Origin of the sequence: Georgenia ruanii, from assembly GCF_009193175.1 — a bacterium.
GTDB lineage: Bacteria > Actinomycetota > Actinomycetes > Actinomycetales > Actinomycetaceae > Georgenia > Georgenia ruanii.
In genome coordinates, this window is record NZ_VUKE01000008.1 from 159,105 (window position 1) to 174,704 (window position 15,600).

The following is a 15,600-nucleotide window of genomic DNA, read 5'->3' on the forward strand; positions in this document are numbered from 1 at the left end:
CCGCGGGTCCGCCGCTCAGCCCCGGCGCCGCAGCAGGCCCCGCGCGCGGCCGGGCAGCTCGCGGGCCGCGCGCACCGCGGTCCGCTTGGCGGCCAGCGCGGCGACGAGCGCGCCGTACCAGGCCCGGTGCACGGGCACGTCCCAGGCGCCGTCGACGTCGACGATCTCCTCGGAGAACTTCGTCTTGAAGTCCCGCACCCCACGCAGTTGGGGGGCGCGGTCGGAGTCGATGCCCATGAGGTCGAAGGTCTGCACGCCCGTGGCCCGCAGCGCGGTGGCCATGTGCCAGACCAGCAGGTCCGCGGCGCCGGAGCGACGCCCCTCGGCGTTGGAGGCGGCGTAGTAGTAGGTCGCGAAGGCGCCATTGACGGTGACCAGCCCCCAGGCCAGGGCCCGGCCCTCGCGGCGGGTGACGAACAGGCGGCAGTGCTCGGGCCCGAGGGTGGTGAGCATGGTCCAGTAGACGTCCTCCGGGGAGATGCCGAACCCGTCGCGCCCGCCCGTCTCGACCAGCAGCTGGTAGAGCTCGCGGAACTGCTCGCGGGTCAGCCCGGTCTCCTCGCCGGCGACCATGCTCTCGTCCCGCAGCGCCTTGCGGACGTCGCGACGGCCGCGCTTCTTCATCCCGGCGAGGATCTCCTCCTCCTCGGGGCGCAGGTCGAGCACGACCGTCCGGTCGTAGGTGACGGTCTGGAGCAGCTCGCGCAGCTCCGGCGCGCGGTGGCGGGCGTGCAGCCGGACGAACACCAGGGCGCGGTCGGCCCGGCGCACCGCCGCGACGAGCGCCTCGCGCACCGCCCGCTCACGCTCGGCCGTCGCCTCGACCAGCCAGACCGGCCCGTGCTTGGCCCACAGGTACCGGAAGCCCCGGCCGCGCATCTCGGTGAGGGAGACGAGGGCGAGCGCGTCGTCGCCGTCGAAGAACCCCAGCCGCCGCCACGGCGTGCGCCCGGGCACCGCCCGGTCGAACCCGTCCCACGCCGGCGCCTGCTCCAGCGGCACCATGGCGCCGCCGGCCAGGCGCAGGTACGTGGCGTCGTCCAGGGGGCGGACCGTGACGGTCATGGGTCTCCTCACGCGCCGGCCCGCGGCCGGCAGGTCGATGGCCCGGCCGGTCAGAAGCCGGTGGCGGTGGGCCGGGGGTAGTACGTGCGCAGCGCGCGCACCTGGTTGATGCCGTTCAGCAGCCGGTAGAGCGAGCGGCGGGGGTTGCGGTCGGCCGCGTAGGCCAGCGGGTGCACGGCGCGGCGCCGGCGCAGCACGCCGCGCACCTTCGCCTGCAGCGCCGGGTCGGTGAGGTAGCGCGGCAGGACCGCGGTGGGCAGGTAGTGGAACACGCCCGTCTCGGTGGCCAGCTCGGGGGCGTGCGCGCGGCCGTGGACGAGGTCCTCGACCATGACCCGCACCGGGTTCGCGCCGCCGACGTTGATGTAGTAGTTCGACCGGCCGATGCGGGGGTTGATGTCGAGCAGGCGGGGGACGCCGTCGCGCGGGTCGATCTTGAGGTCGACGCTGGCGTATCCGCGGTAGTCCACGGCGGCAAGCACACGGCGGACCGTCTCGACGAGCTCGGCGTCGTACTCGACGAGGGTGATCGCCGCGTTGCCGAGGAACGCCGGCTGGTGCAGGCCGAGGAGCACCTGGCCCGAGGCCGCCATGGTCATCTGCCCGCGCGAGTCGACGTAGGCGTTGACCACACGGTTGTAGGTGTCGTCGCCGGGCACGAGCTCCTGGACGAGCATCTCCCCGCCGAAGCCGGCCTGCTTGACGGCGGCAAGGATGTCGAGGACCTCGGCGAGGGTGTGCGCGGCGTAGACCTTCTTGCGGCCGGGGAACTGCAGCACCTCGTACTCCCCCGACGTCGCCGGCTTGACGACCACCGGGAAGGCCAGCTCGGCGAGCAACGCCGGCCAGGCGCCCCGGTCGGTGGCGGGCACGTCCACCGCGACGTGGGCCGGGCTGGCCACGCCCTCGGCGCGCAGCACCCGGTCGAGCACACCCTTGTCACCCACCCGCTCGATGACGGCGTCCGGCGGGGTGGGGACGACGAAGCGGTCCTCCAGCCAGGCCCGCTCGCGGCGCACGAGGTCGATGTGGTGCTCGACGTTGACCATGAGCACGGGCTTGGTGCCGGGGTGGCGGGCGGCGATGGTGTCGAGCGTGGCGAGCAGGCGGTCGTCGTCGGCGCCGGCGCCCATGTAGACGTTCTCGATGATCGCGGAGTGGTCGATGGGGCCGCGCGGGCCCTCGCTGACCACGGTGGAGCGCACCCCGTACGCCTCGTGGAAGGACCTCGCCATCGAGTACACGCCGATGTCGGTGCCCAGGATGACCGGCGTGAGCGGCGATGTCATGTGCGTGCGGTTCCTCCTGCGCCTCGGGAGCGGGGCTCCTCTGCGGTTCGGGGAGCACCGCTTCCGGTCCCCCTGCGATCCGGGCCAGTGTAGTCAGGACACCGGACGGGCCCGTCCGTGAGCCTGTTCACCCACCGGGGATCCACACCCCGCCCCGGACCGTGCCACGGTCGTCCCTGCCGCCGCCCGCACCACCCCCATCAGCGCCGCCGCCGTCCGTTGTCGACGCTCGCCGCGCTCCCCACCACTCGCTCGGTCGATGCCGCAATCCGGCTCCGTGCCACGCGTCCGGTCCATACCACGCGTCCACCCGGCGCGCCTCTCCCACCCGGGCGTGCACCCACCTAGCCTGGAGGCGTGAAGGAGGACGCCCCGGTGGCACCACCGGACTTCCAGGACGCGCTGCTCAGCCTGCGCGGCCATCGCATGCGCCCCGAGCTCCACCTCGAGGAGGTCCCGGCGCCCTCCCGGATCGCGCCCTACGCCCTCGCGCTGACGGCCGAGGTCAATGCCGCGCCGCGGACGATGGACCCCGACGCGTTCCTCGGGCACGGCCGCTTCGTCGTCCTTCACGATCCGGCCGGCCAGGAGGCCTGGCACGGGACCTTCCGCGTCATCGTCATGGCCAAGGCCCGCCTCGAGGACGAGATGGGCGCCGACCCCATGCTCGGCGAGGTCGGCTGGAGCTGGCTCACCGACGCGCTCACCGAGGCCGGCGCGGGCTACCACGACCTCTCCGGCACCGTGACCCGGGTGCTCTCGGAGACCTTCGGCGGCCTGGAGCTGCGCGGGGGCCAGGTGGAGATCGAGGTCCGGGCCTCGTGGACGCCGACGACGACGGACCTGGGCCCGCACCTGCGCGCGTGGGCCGCGCTCACCTGCACCACGGCGGGGCTCGAGCCGCTGCCCGAGAATGTCACCGCACTCACACGCCGGCGCTGACGGCGCCGCGGGTCCCGCCGCCCGCGCACGACGTACCGTGGCTGCCGTGCCCGCCCTGACCGACGACCCGCAGACTCCCCAGCCGCTCGCGCCGGAGCTGCCTCCGACCGCGCCGCTGCCGCCGGTCCCGCTGACCGAGCCGGCCGGGGGCATCCCCCCGGTCACCGACACCGCCCCCGGCCTCGCCGACGCCGTCGCCCGGCTGGCGGCCGGCTCCGGGCCCATCGCGGTCGACGCCGAGCGGGCCTCGGGCTACCGCTACGGCCAGCGGGCCTATCTCGTGCAGCTGCGCCGGGCGGGCGCGGGCACGGTGCTGCTCGACCCGGTGCCGTTCGCGGACCTGTCCGCCCTCGCGGCGGTGCTCGCGCCCGAGGAGTGGGTGCTGCACGCCGCCGACCAGGACCTGCCCTGCCTGCGGGAGGTCGGCCTGACGCCCGCGGCGCTGTTCGACACCGAGCTCGCGTCTCGGCTGCTCGGGCGCGAGCGGGTGGGCCTGGCGGCGGTGGTCGCCGAGAACCTCGGGTACGAGCTGGCCAAGGAGCACTCCGCCGCGGACTGGTCCACCCGGCCGCTGCCGGAGTCGTGGCTGCGCTACGCCGCCCTCGACGTCGAGCTGCTCCTGCCGCTGCGAGAGGTGCTCACCGCGCAGCTGGCGGCGGCCGGCAAGCTCGAGTGGGCCCGCCAGGAGTTCGAGCACGTGCGCACCGCCCCGCCCGCACCGCCGCGCACCGACCCCTGGCGCCGCACCTCCGGGCTGCAGGCGGTCAAGTCCGCCCGCGGGCTCGCCGTGGCCCGGGAGCTGTGGCGGGCGCGCGAGGAGCTCGCCCAGCAGCTCGACCGCTCCCCCGGCCGAGTGCTGCCCGCCGCCGCCGTCGTCGCCGCCGCCGTGGCGCTGCCGCGCACCGAGGGCCAGCTGGTCCGCCTGCGCGAGTTCTCCGGCAAGGGCACGCGCAAGCGCTCGGCGTACTGGTGGGGCGCCGTCGCCCGGGCGCTGCGGCTGCCGGACGGCGAGCTGCCGCCCCGCCGCGCCGCCCGCGAGCCGGGCCAGCTGCCCGCGCCGCGCGCCTGGGGGGAGAAGAACCCCGACGCCGCCGCGCGGCTGGAGCTGGTGCGCCAGACCGTCCGCGAGGTGGCCGCGGAGCACGCCCTGCCCCAGGAGAACCTGCTCGCCCCGGCCACCCAGCGCCGCTTCGCCTGGGAGACCGGCCCGCGCCCCACCGCCGCGCAGGCGGGGGACCGTCTGGCCGCGCTCGGCGCACGGGAGTGGCAGGTCTCCCTCACGGCCGGCCCGCTGGCGCGGGCGCTCGCCGCGCTCTGACCGCGCGCCGCGCTCTCACCGCTCGCCGCGCTCTTATCGCGCGCCACGCATCGCCGCGCGCCACGCTCGCACCACGCGCCGCGCATCACTCCGCGCCACGCTCTCACCGCTCGCCGCCCCTGACCGTGGGCGCCGCCTGTGACGCAGGTCTCATCAGGCGCGATAGGCTCCGGACGGTCCGAGAGCGCCGTCCCCCAGGAGTGCCCGTGGTCTCTGCAGCCGCCGCCCCGTACGAGGAGCGGGTGACCGTCGTCCACGCCACCGATCTCGAGGTCACGGACCTCGGCACGGTCCTCGTCCTGACCCTCGCGCCCGAGGACGGCGCCGACCGGCCCTGCACGCTCGGCGAGCGGGGGCTGACCAACCTGCGTGCGGCGCTAACGGCGGCCCGCGACCGCGCGGAGGAGGGCCACCTGGCCGCCGTCGTGCTGACCGGCACCGGACGGACCTTCCTCGCCGGGGCCGACCTGCGCGCCATCCGGGCGGCCCGAGATGAGACCGAGGCGCGGCGGCTCGCCCGGCTGGGCCACGAGGTGGTCGCGGCGATCGCCGACCTGCCGGTGCCGACGCTCGCCCATCTCAACGGCGCCGCCCTCGGCGGCGGGCTGGAGATGGCGCTGGCGTGCGACTACCGCACCGCGGGGCACAACGTGCGCGCGATCGGGCTGCCGGAGACCTATCTGGGCCTGGTGCCCGGGTGGGGCGGGTGCACCTTCCTGCCGCGGCTCGTGGGCCCGGAGGCCGCCCTCGAGATCATCATCGACAACCCCTCGCGCAACAACCGGCTGCTCGACGCCCCCGCGGCGCTGGCCGCTGGGCTCGTCGACGTCGTCCTGCCCGGGCCCGACGCCGCCCCGGCCGACGCCGGCGCCCACGACGTCGCGGGCGCCGGCGCCGGCGAGGACGTCCTGTTCCCCCGCGGGTCCGTCGCCCTCCCCCGTGCGGTGCTGGAGTGGCTGCGCCAGGCCGTCGACGGGCAGGTGCCGGTGGCGCGCCGGGTCGAGCGGCCCACCGGTCCCCACCCCGCCGACCCGGCGGACGACGCCGAGTGGCTCGCCGCCGTCGACCGGCGACGCGACTTCGTCCACGCCCGCGCCGCCGGCGGCGCCGCGGCGCCCGAGCACGCGCTGCGCGCGGTGGCCGCCTCCCGGACCCGCTCGCGGGCGGAGTCCTTCGCCGTCGAGGACGAGGCGCTGGTCCATCTGGTCGTGACCGACGCGCTGCGGGCCAGCCTGTACGCCTTCGACCTGCTCGGACACCGGGCCCGGCGCCCCGCCGGGCGGCCGGAGGGGGTGCCGGCCCGGGAGATCCGGTCCGTGGGCGTCGCCGGCGCCGGCCTCATGGCCGGCCAGCTCGCGCTGCTGCTGGCCCGCTCCCTGCGGGTGCCGGTGACGATGCGCGACCTCGACGACGAGCGGGCGCGGCGGGGGCTCGCGGCCGTGCACGACGAGGTCGAGCGCCAGCGGGCGCGGGGCCGGATCTCCGACGCCGGCGCGGCGCGGCTGCGCGAGCTGGTCCGGGTGACCACCGACGTCGCGGACCTCGCCGGCGCCGACCTCGTCGTGGAGGCGGTGTTCGAGGAGCTGGCGGTCAAGCAGCGCGTCTTCGCCGAGCTCGAGGGGGTGGTCGGCGCGGACACCGTGCTCGCCACGAACACCTCCGCCCTGTCCGTCTCCGCGATGGCCGCGCCGCTGATCCACCCCGAACGGGTGGTCGGCCTGCACTTCTTCAACCCGGTGGCCCAGATGCCGCTGGTGGAGGTGGTGCGGGCCGCCCAGACCGACGACGTCGCCTACTCCACCGCCTTCGCCGTCGCGCAGGCGTGCCGCAAGACCGCCGTCGCCGTCGCGGACGCGCCCGGCTTCGTGGTCAACCGGCTGCTGGTCCGGCTGCTGGGCGAGGTGCTGGGCGCCCTGGAGGACGGCACCACGGTGGCCGAGGCCGACCGGGCGCTCGTCCCGATGGGGCTGCCCATGGGCCCCTTCCAGCTGCTCCAGCTCGTCGGCCCCGCCGTCGCCGAGCACGTGCTGCGCACGCTGCGCCACGACCTCGGGGAGCGATACCCCGACTCCCCCGGCCTCGCCCGGGTGGTGCGCGAGGGCCGGTCCTTCGTCACCGGCGCGGGCCGGCCGACGGCGGCGTCGCCGGTGGACCCGGCGATCGGTGAGCTGTTCGGCGCCCGCCGAGTCGCGCGGCCGCTCGACGCCGCCGGCCTCCTCGAGCGGGTGCGGCGCGCCCTGGCTGAGGAGACCGCGCTGCTGCTGGACGACAGCGTCGTCGCCGGCGCCGAGGACGTCGACGTCGCGATGGTGCTGGGGGCGGGCTGGCCGCTGCACAACGGCGGGCTGACGCCCTACCTGGACCGGACGGGGACCTCGGAGGCGGTGCTCGGCCGGCGCTTCCACGAGCCGGGCGTGGCGAGCCTGCCGCAGTAGCTCGGCCAGCCGCTAGCGCGGCTCGTCGGCGCGGCCAGGGCTGGATGCGTCGGCGCTGCCAGGGCCGCTAGCGCGGCTCGTCGGCACGGCTCGGAGGCGCCGTCCCCCCGGCGGGTGGCGCACCACCGCCTGCCGGGGGCATGGCACCCCCGGCCGGCGGCATGGCACCCCCGGCCGGCGGCATGGTGCCCCGACCGGCCGGCCCGCCGCCCGCCAGCGGCGCGGCACCACCGAACGACGCCGTCCGCCGGACCTCCTCGCCCCCACCGGCCGCCCCGGGCGCGAGCCGGCTGTGCTGCCGGCTGTAGACGAAGTAGAGAACCAGCCCGATCACCATCCAGATGGCAAACCGCAGCCACGTCTCGGCCGGCAGGTTGAGCATGAGCCACAGGCAGGCCGCGGCCGACAGGATGGGCAGCACCGGCACCCACGGGACCCGGAACGACCGGTGCAGGTCCGGGCGGGTGCGGCGCAGGACGATCACGCCGATCGAGACGAGCACGAACGCGAACAGCGTGCCGATGTTGACGAGCTCGGCCAGCGTGCCGAGCGGGACGAGCCCGCCGAGCACGGCGACGACGATGCCCGTGAAGATGGTGATCCGGTACGGCGTGCGGTAGCGGGGATGCACCGCGCCGAGACCCGGCGACAGCAGGTGGTCGCGGCTCATCGCGAACAGCACGCGGGACTGACCGAGCATGAGGATCATCACGACCGAGGTCAGGCCGGCCAGCGCGCCGACGGAGATCAGCGCGGAGACGAACGGCAGCCCGACGCTGCGGAAGGCCTCGGCGAGCGGCGCGTCCGTCGAGAGCTCGGTGTAGTTCTGCATGCCGACGACGACCAGCGAGACGGCCACGTAGAGCAGGGTGCAGACGGTCAGCGAGGCGATGATGCCGCGCGGCAGGTCACGCTTGGGGTTCTTGGTCTCCTCGGCCGCGGTCGCCACGATGTCGAAGCCGATGAACGCGAAGAAGACGATGGCGGCGCCCGCGAAGATGCCGCCGACTCCGAAGGTGGACGGGGTGAAGCCGGCGATGAGCTGGATCAGCGGCGCCGTGAGTGCACTGCCCCCGGTGGTGGAGGTCGGCTGGGAGGGCGGGACGAACGGGCTGTAGTTCGCCGCCTGGACGTAGAAGAGCCCCAGGACGATCACCAGCAGGACGATGGCGATCTTGATCGCCACGATGACGGTGGTCACCCGCGAGGAGAGCTTGATGCCGAGCACGAGGACGCCGGTCATCAGGAGCGCGATGAACATCGCCGGGATGTTCACGGTCGCGGTCTCCCCCGCGATGGACGCGGGTAGGGGGATGCCGAGGTCACCGAGCAGCTGGTTGAAGTAGCCCGACCAGCCGACCGAGACGGTGGCCGCACCGAGCGCGAGCTCGAGGACCAGGTCCCAGCCGATGATCCAGGCGATGAACTCGCCGAAGGTCGCGTAGGAGAAGGTGTACGCGGAGCCCGCCACCGGCACGGTGGAGGCGAACTCGGCGTAGCAGAGCGCGGCGAAGCCGCACACCACGCCGGCGACGACGAACGAGAGCGCCACCGCCGGGCCGGCCTGGGTCTTCGCGACCACGCCGGTGAGCACGAAGATGCCGGTGCCGATGATGACGCCGACGCCGAAGACGGTCAGGTCCAGCGCGGAGAGGTTACGGCTGAGCCTGTGCTCCGGCTGTTCCGTGTCGCGGAGCGATGCCTCGACGGACTTGACGCGGTGCTGTGCCACGGGATGCCTCCTCGACCACGAGCCGAAGCCGGAGCCCTCCATCCCTGGAGCAGCGCCGGAGCTCTCCATCCGTGCAGCAGCGTGGCACGCCTGGGGCCGCCGCGCATTCGTAGGCGGAACCGGGGCACGCCTGACCGGACGTGGTCACGACGCCGGGCCCCCGGCCCCGCTCGGTACGTCCCCCGGCCACGCTCAATACACGGACAGCCCGCGGGCCCGGAACTGCCCGCGCACCCGCTCGACGAGCGCGGCCGACGGCGCCGGGGTGTCGCCGAGCTCGTACGCCATACCCAGCCGCTCCCACTTGTCTCGGCCCATGTTGTGGAAGGGCAGCACCTCCACCCGGGAGACGGTCGCGAGGGTGGCGACGTGGTCGGCGACGGCGTCGACGTTCTCCGGGGCGTCGGTCAGGCCCGGCACGAGCACGAACCGGATCCACATCTCGGTGCCGCGGTCGGCCAGCCGGCGGGAGAAGTCCAGGGTGGGCTCCAGCGCGCGCCCGGTGGTGGCCTGATAGGTCTCGGGCAGGCCGGACTTGATGTCGAGCAGGACGAGGTCGACGTCGTCGAGGAGCGCCTCGGAGGCGTGTGCGCCGAGGAAGCCCGAGGTGTCGATGGTGGTGTGCACCCCCATCTCTCGAGCGCCGCGCAGCAGCCGGCCGAGAAAGGCGGGCTGCATGAGCGGCTCGCCGCCGGAGACGGTGAGCCCGCCGCCGGTGGCGCGGAAGACCGGCAGGTAGCGCCGGACGCGGGCGAGCAGGTCCGCGAGGGCGACCGGCTCGCCGTCCTTCATCTTCAGCGTGTCGGGGTTGTGGCAGTACAGGCACCGCAGCGGGCACCCCGCCAGGAAGACCGTCAGCCGCGTGCCCGGGCCGTCGACGGCGGTGACCAGCTCCCACGAGTGCATCGAGCCGATGTCCCCGGCGCGGACGGCGGCGACGTGCTCGGCGTGCGTCATGACCGGCGCGGTCGCGATCCCGGCGGTGCCGGCGGAGCGGCGCACGCGGGGCACGGCGTCCTCGGGGACGGGCTCGTACTCGCCGTTGATGCCGTCCGGGGCGACGACGCAGCTGGTCGAGGTCTCGAACGTGGCGGTCATGGCATCCTCCTGCTCCGCCGTCGTCTCGCGGGCCGGTGCGGGGTCGTACCGGCGCGCCGTGCGGGGTGGTCGCCGGCCGGTGCCCACCGGGTGGGGTGGGGACCGGCCGGCGGCGGGGGCGGCTCGTGGCCGCCGGTCGGGGCGCCGGCGGGTGGGACCGGCGCCGGTGGCGTCAGAGGCCGCCGTGGAAGGTGCGCGAGATGACGTCGAGCTGCTGCTCGCGGGTCAGGCGCACGAAGTTCACGGCGTAGCCGGAGACGCGGATGGTCAGCTGCGGGTACTGCTCCGGGTGCTCCATGGCGTCGTAGAGGGTGTCCGGGTTCAGCACGTTGACGTTCATGTGGTACCCCTGCGAGCCCATATAGGCGTCGAGGAGACCGACGAGGTTGGTCACCCGCTCGTCCGCGGTCCGGCCGAGCCCGGAAGGCACCACCGTGTTGGTGAGCGAGATGCCGTCCTGGGCCTCGTCGTAGGGCAGCTTGGCCACCGACAGCGCCGAGGCGAGCATCCCGTGGGTGTCGCGCCCGTTCATGGGGTTGGCCCCGGGCGCGAACGGCTGGCCGGCGCGGCGGCCGTCGGGGGTGTTGCCGGTGTGCTTGCCGTAGACGACGTTGGAGGTGATCGTCAGCACCGACTGGGTGTGCACGGAGCTGCGGTAGGTGGGCAGCCGCCGGATCTTCGCCATGAATCGCTCGACGAGGTCGGTGGCGATGGTGTCGACGCGGTCGTCGTCGTTGCCGAAGGCTGGGTAGGTGCCCTCGATCGCGTAGTCGACGACGAGACCGTCCTCGCGTCGCACCGGCCGCACGGTGGCGTAGCGGATGGCGGAGAGGGAGTCCGCGGCGACGGACAGGCCGGCGATGCCGCAGGCCATGGTCCGCAGCACCTCCTTGTCGTGCAGGGCCATCTCGAGGCGCTCGTAGGCGTACTTGTCGTGCATGTAGTGGATGCAGTTGAGGGCGTCCACGTAGGTCTGCGCGAGCCAGTCGAGCAGGGTGTCGTAACGGGCCATGACGTCGTCGAAGTCCAAGACCTCGCCGGCCACCGGCGGGCTGACCGGGGCGACCTGCTCGCCGGTGTTCTCGTCCCGGCCGCCGTTGATGGCGTAGAGCAGCGCCTTGGCGAGGTTGACGCGGGCGCCGAAGAACTGCATCTGCTTGCCCACGCGCATCGGGGAGACGCAGCAGGCGATGGCGGCGTCGTCGCCCCAGGCCTCGCGGATGAGGTGGTCGGACTCGTACTGGATGGCCGAGGTGTCGATGGAGACCTGCGAGCAGAAGCGCTTGAACCCGCCCGGCAGCTCCTCGCTCCACAGCACCGTGAGGTTCGGCTCGGGGGCCGGACCGAGGTTGTACAGGGTCTGGAGCATGCGGAAGGAGGTCTTCGTCACCAACGGCCGGCCGTCCTGCCCGATGCCGCCGATGGACTCGGTGACCCAGGTCGGGTCGCCGGAGAAGAGCTCGTCGTACTCGGGGGTGCGCAGGAAGCGGACGATGCGCAGCTTGATGACGAAGTCGTCGATCATCTCCTGCGCCTCGGTCTCGGTGAGGCGTTCCTCGGCGAGGTCGCGCGCGAGGTAGACGTCGAGGAAGGTCGAGGTGCGGCCGAGCGACATGGCGGCGCCGTTCTGCTCCTTCACGGCGCCGAGGTAGGCGAAGTACAGCCACTGGATGGCCTCACGGGCGGTCGCCGCCGGGCGGGAGATGTCGTAGCCGTAGGACGCGGCCATCTCCTTGAGCTCGGTCAGCGCCCGGATCTGCTCGGTGTTCTCTTCGCGGTCGCGGATGACGTCCTCGACGCTGCGCTGCCCGTCGAGCTCGGCCCGCTCCGCCTTCTTCGCCGCGATGAGGGCGTCGACGCCGTAGAGGGCGACCCGGCGGTAGTCGCCGATGATGCGGCCGCGCCCGTAGGCGTCCGGCAGGCCGGTGAGGATGTGGGAGCGGCGGGCCTTCCTGACGTCGGGCGGGTAGACGTCGAAGACGCCCTGGTTGTGGGTCTTGCGGTACCTGGTGAAGATCTCCTTCACCACCGGGTCGACCTCGTAGCCGTAGGTCTGCAGCGCGGTCTCCACCATGCGCCAGCCGCCATAGGGCATGATCGCGCGCTTGAGCGGGGCGTCGGTCTGCAGGCCGACGATGAGCTCGCGGTCGTGGTCGATGTAGCCCGGCGCGTGGGCGGTGATGCCGGCGGGGGTGGTGGCGTCGACGTCGTAGACGCCCTTCTCGCGCTCGGCCGGGAACATCGCCAGGAGGGTGTTCCAGACGGCGGTGGTGCGCTCGGTGGGGCCGGCCAGGAAGCTCGCGTCGCCGAGGTAGGGGGTGTAGTTGCGCTGGATGAAGTCGCGCACGTCGATGGCGGTGGACCAGGCACCTGCGGTGAATCCGCGCCACGCGCTCGGGGTCTCGGCGGGTCCGGCTACGGCGGGCTCGATCGTCAGGGTGGCCATCACGCTGCCTCCTCGTCACAGGCGACAACCCTTGCCGCCTCTGACATCCACGCTAAGAACGGGGCGGATCGGACCCGTGGGACCTTCGACCGCAGGGGTGCGTGGCACCGCTCACAACGGAGATTCCGCGGCATTCACGCGGTTTCGTCGCAGGTGACCGTGCCGCGGGGGCGGCGTGTGGACGCGGTGCGGGCCGCCGTCGGCGAACCTCGACTCGCCGACAGCGGCCCCGCCACGGCGCCGCGACGCCCCGTCCCTTCGGCCGCGCGACAGCGGCCCGGCCACGGCGCCGCCGCGCCCCTCCCGTTCGGCGCGCGCCAGCGCCGACGCGGCGAAGTGCCGTGCCTTGCTGTGCCCCTCCGGCGTCAGCGGCCGGTCGGACGGAGCCGGACGGCGGGGTCCTGCCGCTCCGGCGCCAGCGCCGCCACGGCGGCGGCGGTCTCGCGGGCGATGTCCGGTCCGCGCAGGTGGAACTCCTCCACCAGCTGGGCGCGGGAGGCGTGCTCGAGGAAGCGAAGCGGGATGCCATGGCAACGCACCGGCACGTCCGCCCCGGCCGCGGCGAGGGCGTCGCGCAGCGCGGACCCGATGCCGGCGCTGGCCAGGCCGTCCTCGACGACCACGACGAGATCGTGCTGGCCGGCAAGGCTCACGAGGTCCTCGGACACCGGCAGCACCCAGCGGGGGTCGACGACCGTCGAACCGATGCCTTGGGCGTCGAGCGCCACGCCGACCTCGACCGCGGTGTGCGCCATGACGCCGACACCGACGACGAGCACGCGCGGCACCCCGCCGTGCCTCGCAAGGACGTCCACGCTGCCCTGGCGCCCGACGGCGGGCAGCGCGTCCGGCACGGCGCCCTTCGGGTAGCGCACCACGGTGGGGCCGTCCTCGACGGCGACCGCGTCCCGCAGCGCCGCGCGCAGCGTCGGTTCGTCGCGGGGCGCGGCCAGGCGCAGGCCCGGCACGGTGCGCAGCAGCGCCATGTCCCACATGCCGTTGTGCGAGGCGCCGTCGTCGCCCGTCAGACCGGATCGGTCGAGCACGAACGTCACGCCGGCCCGGTGAAGGGCGACGTCCATGAGGAGCTGGTCGTACCCGCGGTTCAGGAAGGTGGCGTACAGCGCGACGACGGGGTGCAGGCCGGCGAACGCCATGCCGGCCGCCGAGGTCACCGCGTGCTGCTCGGCGATGCCGACGTCGAACACCCGGTCGGGGAACTCCTCGGCGAAGGGCGCCAGGCCGACCGGTGCGAGCATGGCGGCGGTGAGGGCGACGACGTCGCTGCGCCGTCGCCCGATCTCCACGATCTCCTCGGCGAAGACGGAGGTCCAGCCGAACCGGGACGGCGCGACGGGCAGCCCGGTCTCCGGGTGGATGACGCCGACGGCGTGGAAGCGGTCGACGACGTCGGTCTCGGCGGGGGTGTAGCCGCGGCCCTTCTGGGTGATGGCGTGGACGATCACCGGCCCGCCGAACGCCTTGGCCCGGCGCAGCGCCATCTCGACCTCGCCGATGTCGTGCCCGTCGATGGGGCCGACGTACTTGATGCCGAGCCCCTCGAACAGGCCCTGCGGGGCGATGACGTCCTTGAGGCCCTTCTTCATCCCGTGCAGGGCCTCGAAGGCCATCCGCCCGGGCGGGCCGGAGCGCTGGAGGGTCCGCTTGCCCCAGTCGAGGACCTTCTCGTAGTGGGGCGTGGTGCGCAGGGCGTCGAGGTGGCGGGCGAGGCCGCCGATCGTCGGCGCGTACGAGCGGCCGTTGTCGTTGACGACGATGACGACCGACCGGTCCTGCCCGTCAGCGATGTTGTTGAGCGCCTCCCATGCCATGCCGCCGGTGAGCGCACCGTCGCCGATGACGGCGACGACGCTGCGGTCGCCCAGCCCGCGGAGCTGGTTCGCCTTGGCGATGCCGTCGGCCCAGCTCAACGCGGTGGAGGCGTGCGAGTTCTCCACGATGTCGTGGTCGGACTCGGCCCGCGAGGGGTAACCGGAGAGGCCGCCGCGGTGGCGCAGGTCGCCGAAGTCCTGGCGACCGGTGAGGAGCTTGTGCACGTAGGCCTGGTGCCCGGTGTCGAACACGACTCGGTCGCGCGGGGAGTCGAAGACGCGGTGCAGCGCGATGGTGAGCTCGACGACGCCGAGGTTGGGGCCCATGTGGCCGCCTGTCCGGGCCACGGCGGTCACCAGGAAGTCCCGGACCTCCTTCGCGAGGACGTCCAGCTCGGCCGGGCTGAGCTGTCGAAGGTCAGCGGGCCGGCGGATGCGCTCCAGGTAGCTCATCGGTCTTCCTTCCTCGGCGCGCGAAGCGCACGCACCAGCGCCCCACTGTAAAACGGACCGCGCGTCAGGGGCGAGACGGTCGGAAGTGCGGCGTGCTGACATCGCGTCGGTGGGCATGGAGTCCGAGCCCTTCCGCGACCCCAGGCGTGTGCGCATACCCCTCACAACCGCTCGCGGAGGACCTCACGTGTCCCAACTCGATCCGGTCGGCTCCCCCGTGACGTACTCGCCCGGGCGGGCGGACACTGCGATGTCTCTCACAGCCGACGGGGCCGCTCCGACCCGTATGTCTAGGGTCCCGCCACCGCTCTGGTGGTCGCCGGGCGCCGGTGTGCCGGGCGAGCCTCGGGACGCTTCCTTTGCCGGGCGTCGGGGTGCCGTCGCGGCATCCTGCCGGCGTTGGTCAGTAGGTGGGTGGGTCGAAGGTGTCGGGCGGGATGGGGATGGTGGTGCCGGTGATGTCGCGGCGGTAGGCGTGGCCGGAGGGGGTGCGCCATTCGAAGACGCCGGGGGTGGGCTGGCGGACCTTGAACAGCCCGGCGGTCTTGAGCAGGTGGTCGCCGGTGCACAGCGGGCCGAGGTTGTCCGCGCTGGTGGTCCCGCCCTGGGACCAGGGGTTGGTGTGGTCGATCTGGCACTGCCAGGCCGGGGTGGGACAGCCCGGGCTGGCGCAGGTGCGGTCGCGTTCGCGGACCCAGCGGGCCAGGTCGGCGGGGGGCCGGTAGCGGGTGCGGCCGACGTCGAGGACGGCGCCGGAGAGCGGGTCGGTGACCAGGCGGCGCCAGGTGCCGCCGGCGGCCAGGATCCGGGCCAGGTCGGGGCTGATCGGCCCGTAGCCGGTCAGCTCGGGGGCCTGGGCCAGCGGGGGCCGGTCGAACGGGGCCGGCGGCCCGCCCGCCGCCGCGCCGGCGCCCGCCGCGCCGGTGTCGGCGCCGGTCCCGGCCGGCGCGCCCGCCGTCGCTGCCGCGGCCCCGGCGGGGCCGGTGGGCG

At 74.2% G+C, this 15,600-nt stretch carries 10 protein-coding genes; 3 read left to right on the forward strand and 7 right to left on the reverse strand.

The window, feature by feature from the left end; genetic code table 11:
• Positions 1-15: 15 nt before the first annotated feature.
• A complete protein-coding gene (locus tag GD880_RS09955) occupies positions 16-1,065 on the reverse strand; it encodes a lipid II:glycine glycyltransferase FemX (protein ID WP_152231461.1) in 1,050 nt (349 codons plus the stop codon).
• Between the two features lie 50 nt (positions 1,066-1,115).
• Positions 1,116-2,354 (reverse strand): carboxylate--amine ligase, encoded by a 1,239-nt coding sequence (locus GD880_RS09960; RefSeq protein WP_152231462.1) that lies wholly within the window; start codon positions 2,352-2,354, stop codon positions 1,116-1,118.
• A 357-nt stretch (positions 2,355-2,711) separates the two neighbouring features.
• Here GD880_RS09960 and GD880_RS09965 point away from each other — a divergent pair, with 357 nt between their 5' ends.
• The 3 genes from GD880_RS09965 (at position 2,712) to GD880_RS09975 (ending at position 7,049) form a co-directional block, all read left to right on the forward strand.
• Positions 2,712-3,296: a DUF3000 domain-containing protein gene (locus GD880_RS09965; RefSeq protein ID WP_226909535.1), complete on the forward strand. Its 585-nt coding sequence runs from the start codon at positions 2,712-2,714 to the stop codon at positions 3,294-3,296.
• A 55-nt stretch (positions 3,297-3,351) separates the two neighbouring features.
• On the forward strand, positions 3,352-4,614 hold the full coding sequence (locus tag GD880_RS09970; RefSeq protein WP_452176737.1) for an HRDC domain-containing protein: 1,263 nt from the start codon (positions 3,352-3,354) through the stop codon (positions 4,612-4,614).
• Between the two features lie 206 nt (positions 4,615-4,820).
• On the forward strand, positions 4,821-7,049 hold the full coding sequence (locus tag GD880_RS09975) for a 3-hydroxyacyl-CoA dehydrogenase NAD-binding domain-containing protein (RefSeq protein ID WP_226909537.1): 2,229 nt from the start codon (positions 4,821-4,823) through the stop codon (positions 7,047-7,049).
• A gap of 67 nt (positions 7,050-7,116) precedes the next feature.
• Here the strand turns inward: GD880_RS09975 and GD880_RS09980 are convergent, their stop codons facing one another.
• From GD880_RS09980 to GD880_RS10000, 5 genes are all read right to left on the reverse strand, one after another.
• Entirely contained in the window at positions 7,117-8,823 is a 1,707-nt protein-coding gene (locus tag GD880_RS09980; protein ID WP_152231486.1) for an amino acid permease, read from the reverse strand.
• A 150-nt stretch (positions 8,824-8,973) separates the two neighbouring features.
• Positions 8,974-9,879 (reverse strand): pyruvate formate-lyase-activating protein, encoded by a 906-nt coding sequence (gene pflA, locus GD880_RS09985; protein ID WP_152231464.1) that lies wholly within the window; start codon positions 9,877-9,879, stop codon positions 8,974-8,976.
• Positions 9,880-10,051: 172 nt separating this feature from the next.
• Positions 10,052-12,325: a formate C-acetyltransferase gene (gene pflB / locus GD880_RS09990; RefSeq protein WP_152231487.1), complete on the reverse strand. Its 2,274-nt coding sequence runs from the start codon at positions 12,323-12,325 to the stop codon at positions 10,052-10,054.
• Positions 12,326-12,690: 365 nt separating this feature from the next.
• Positions 12,691-14,610 carry a 1-deoxy-D-xylulose-5-phosphate synthase gene (gene dxs, locus GD880_RS09995; protein ID WP_152231465.1) on the reverse strand — a complete coding sequence of 640 codons (1,920 nt, stop codon included), beginning with the start codon at positions 14,608-14,610 and terminating at the stop codon, positions 12,691-12,693.
• A 403-nt stretch (positions 14,611-15,013) separates the two neighbouring features.
• Positions 15,014-15,600: HNH endonuclease signature motif containing protein (locus GD880_RS10000; RefSeq protein ID WP_226909539.1), on the reverse strand; the 587-nt coding region annotated here is incomplete at its 5' end.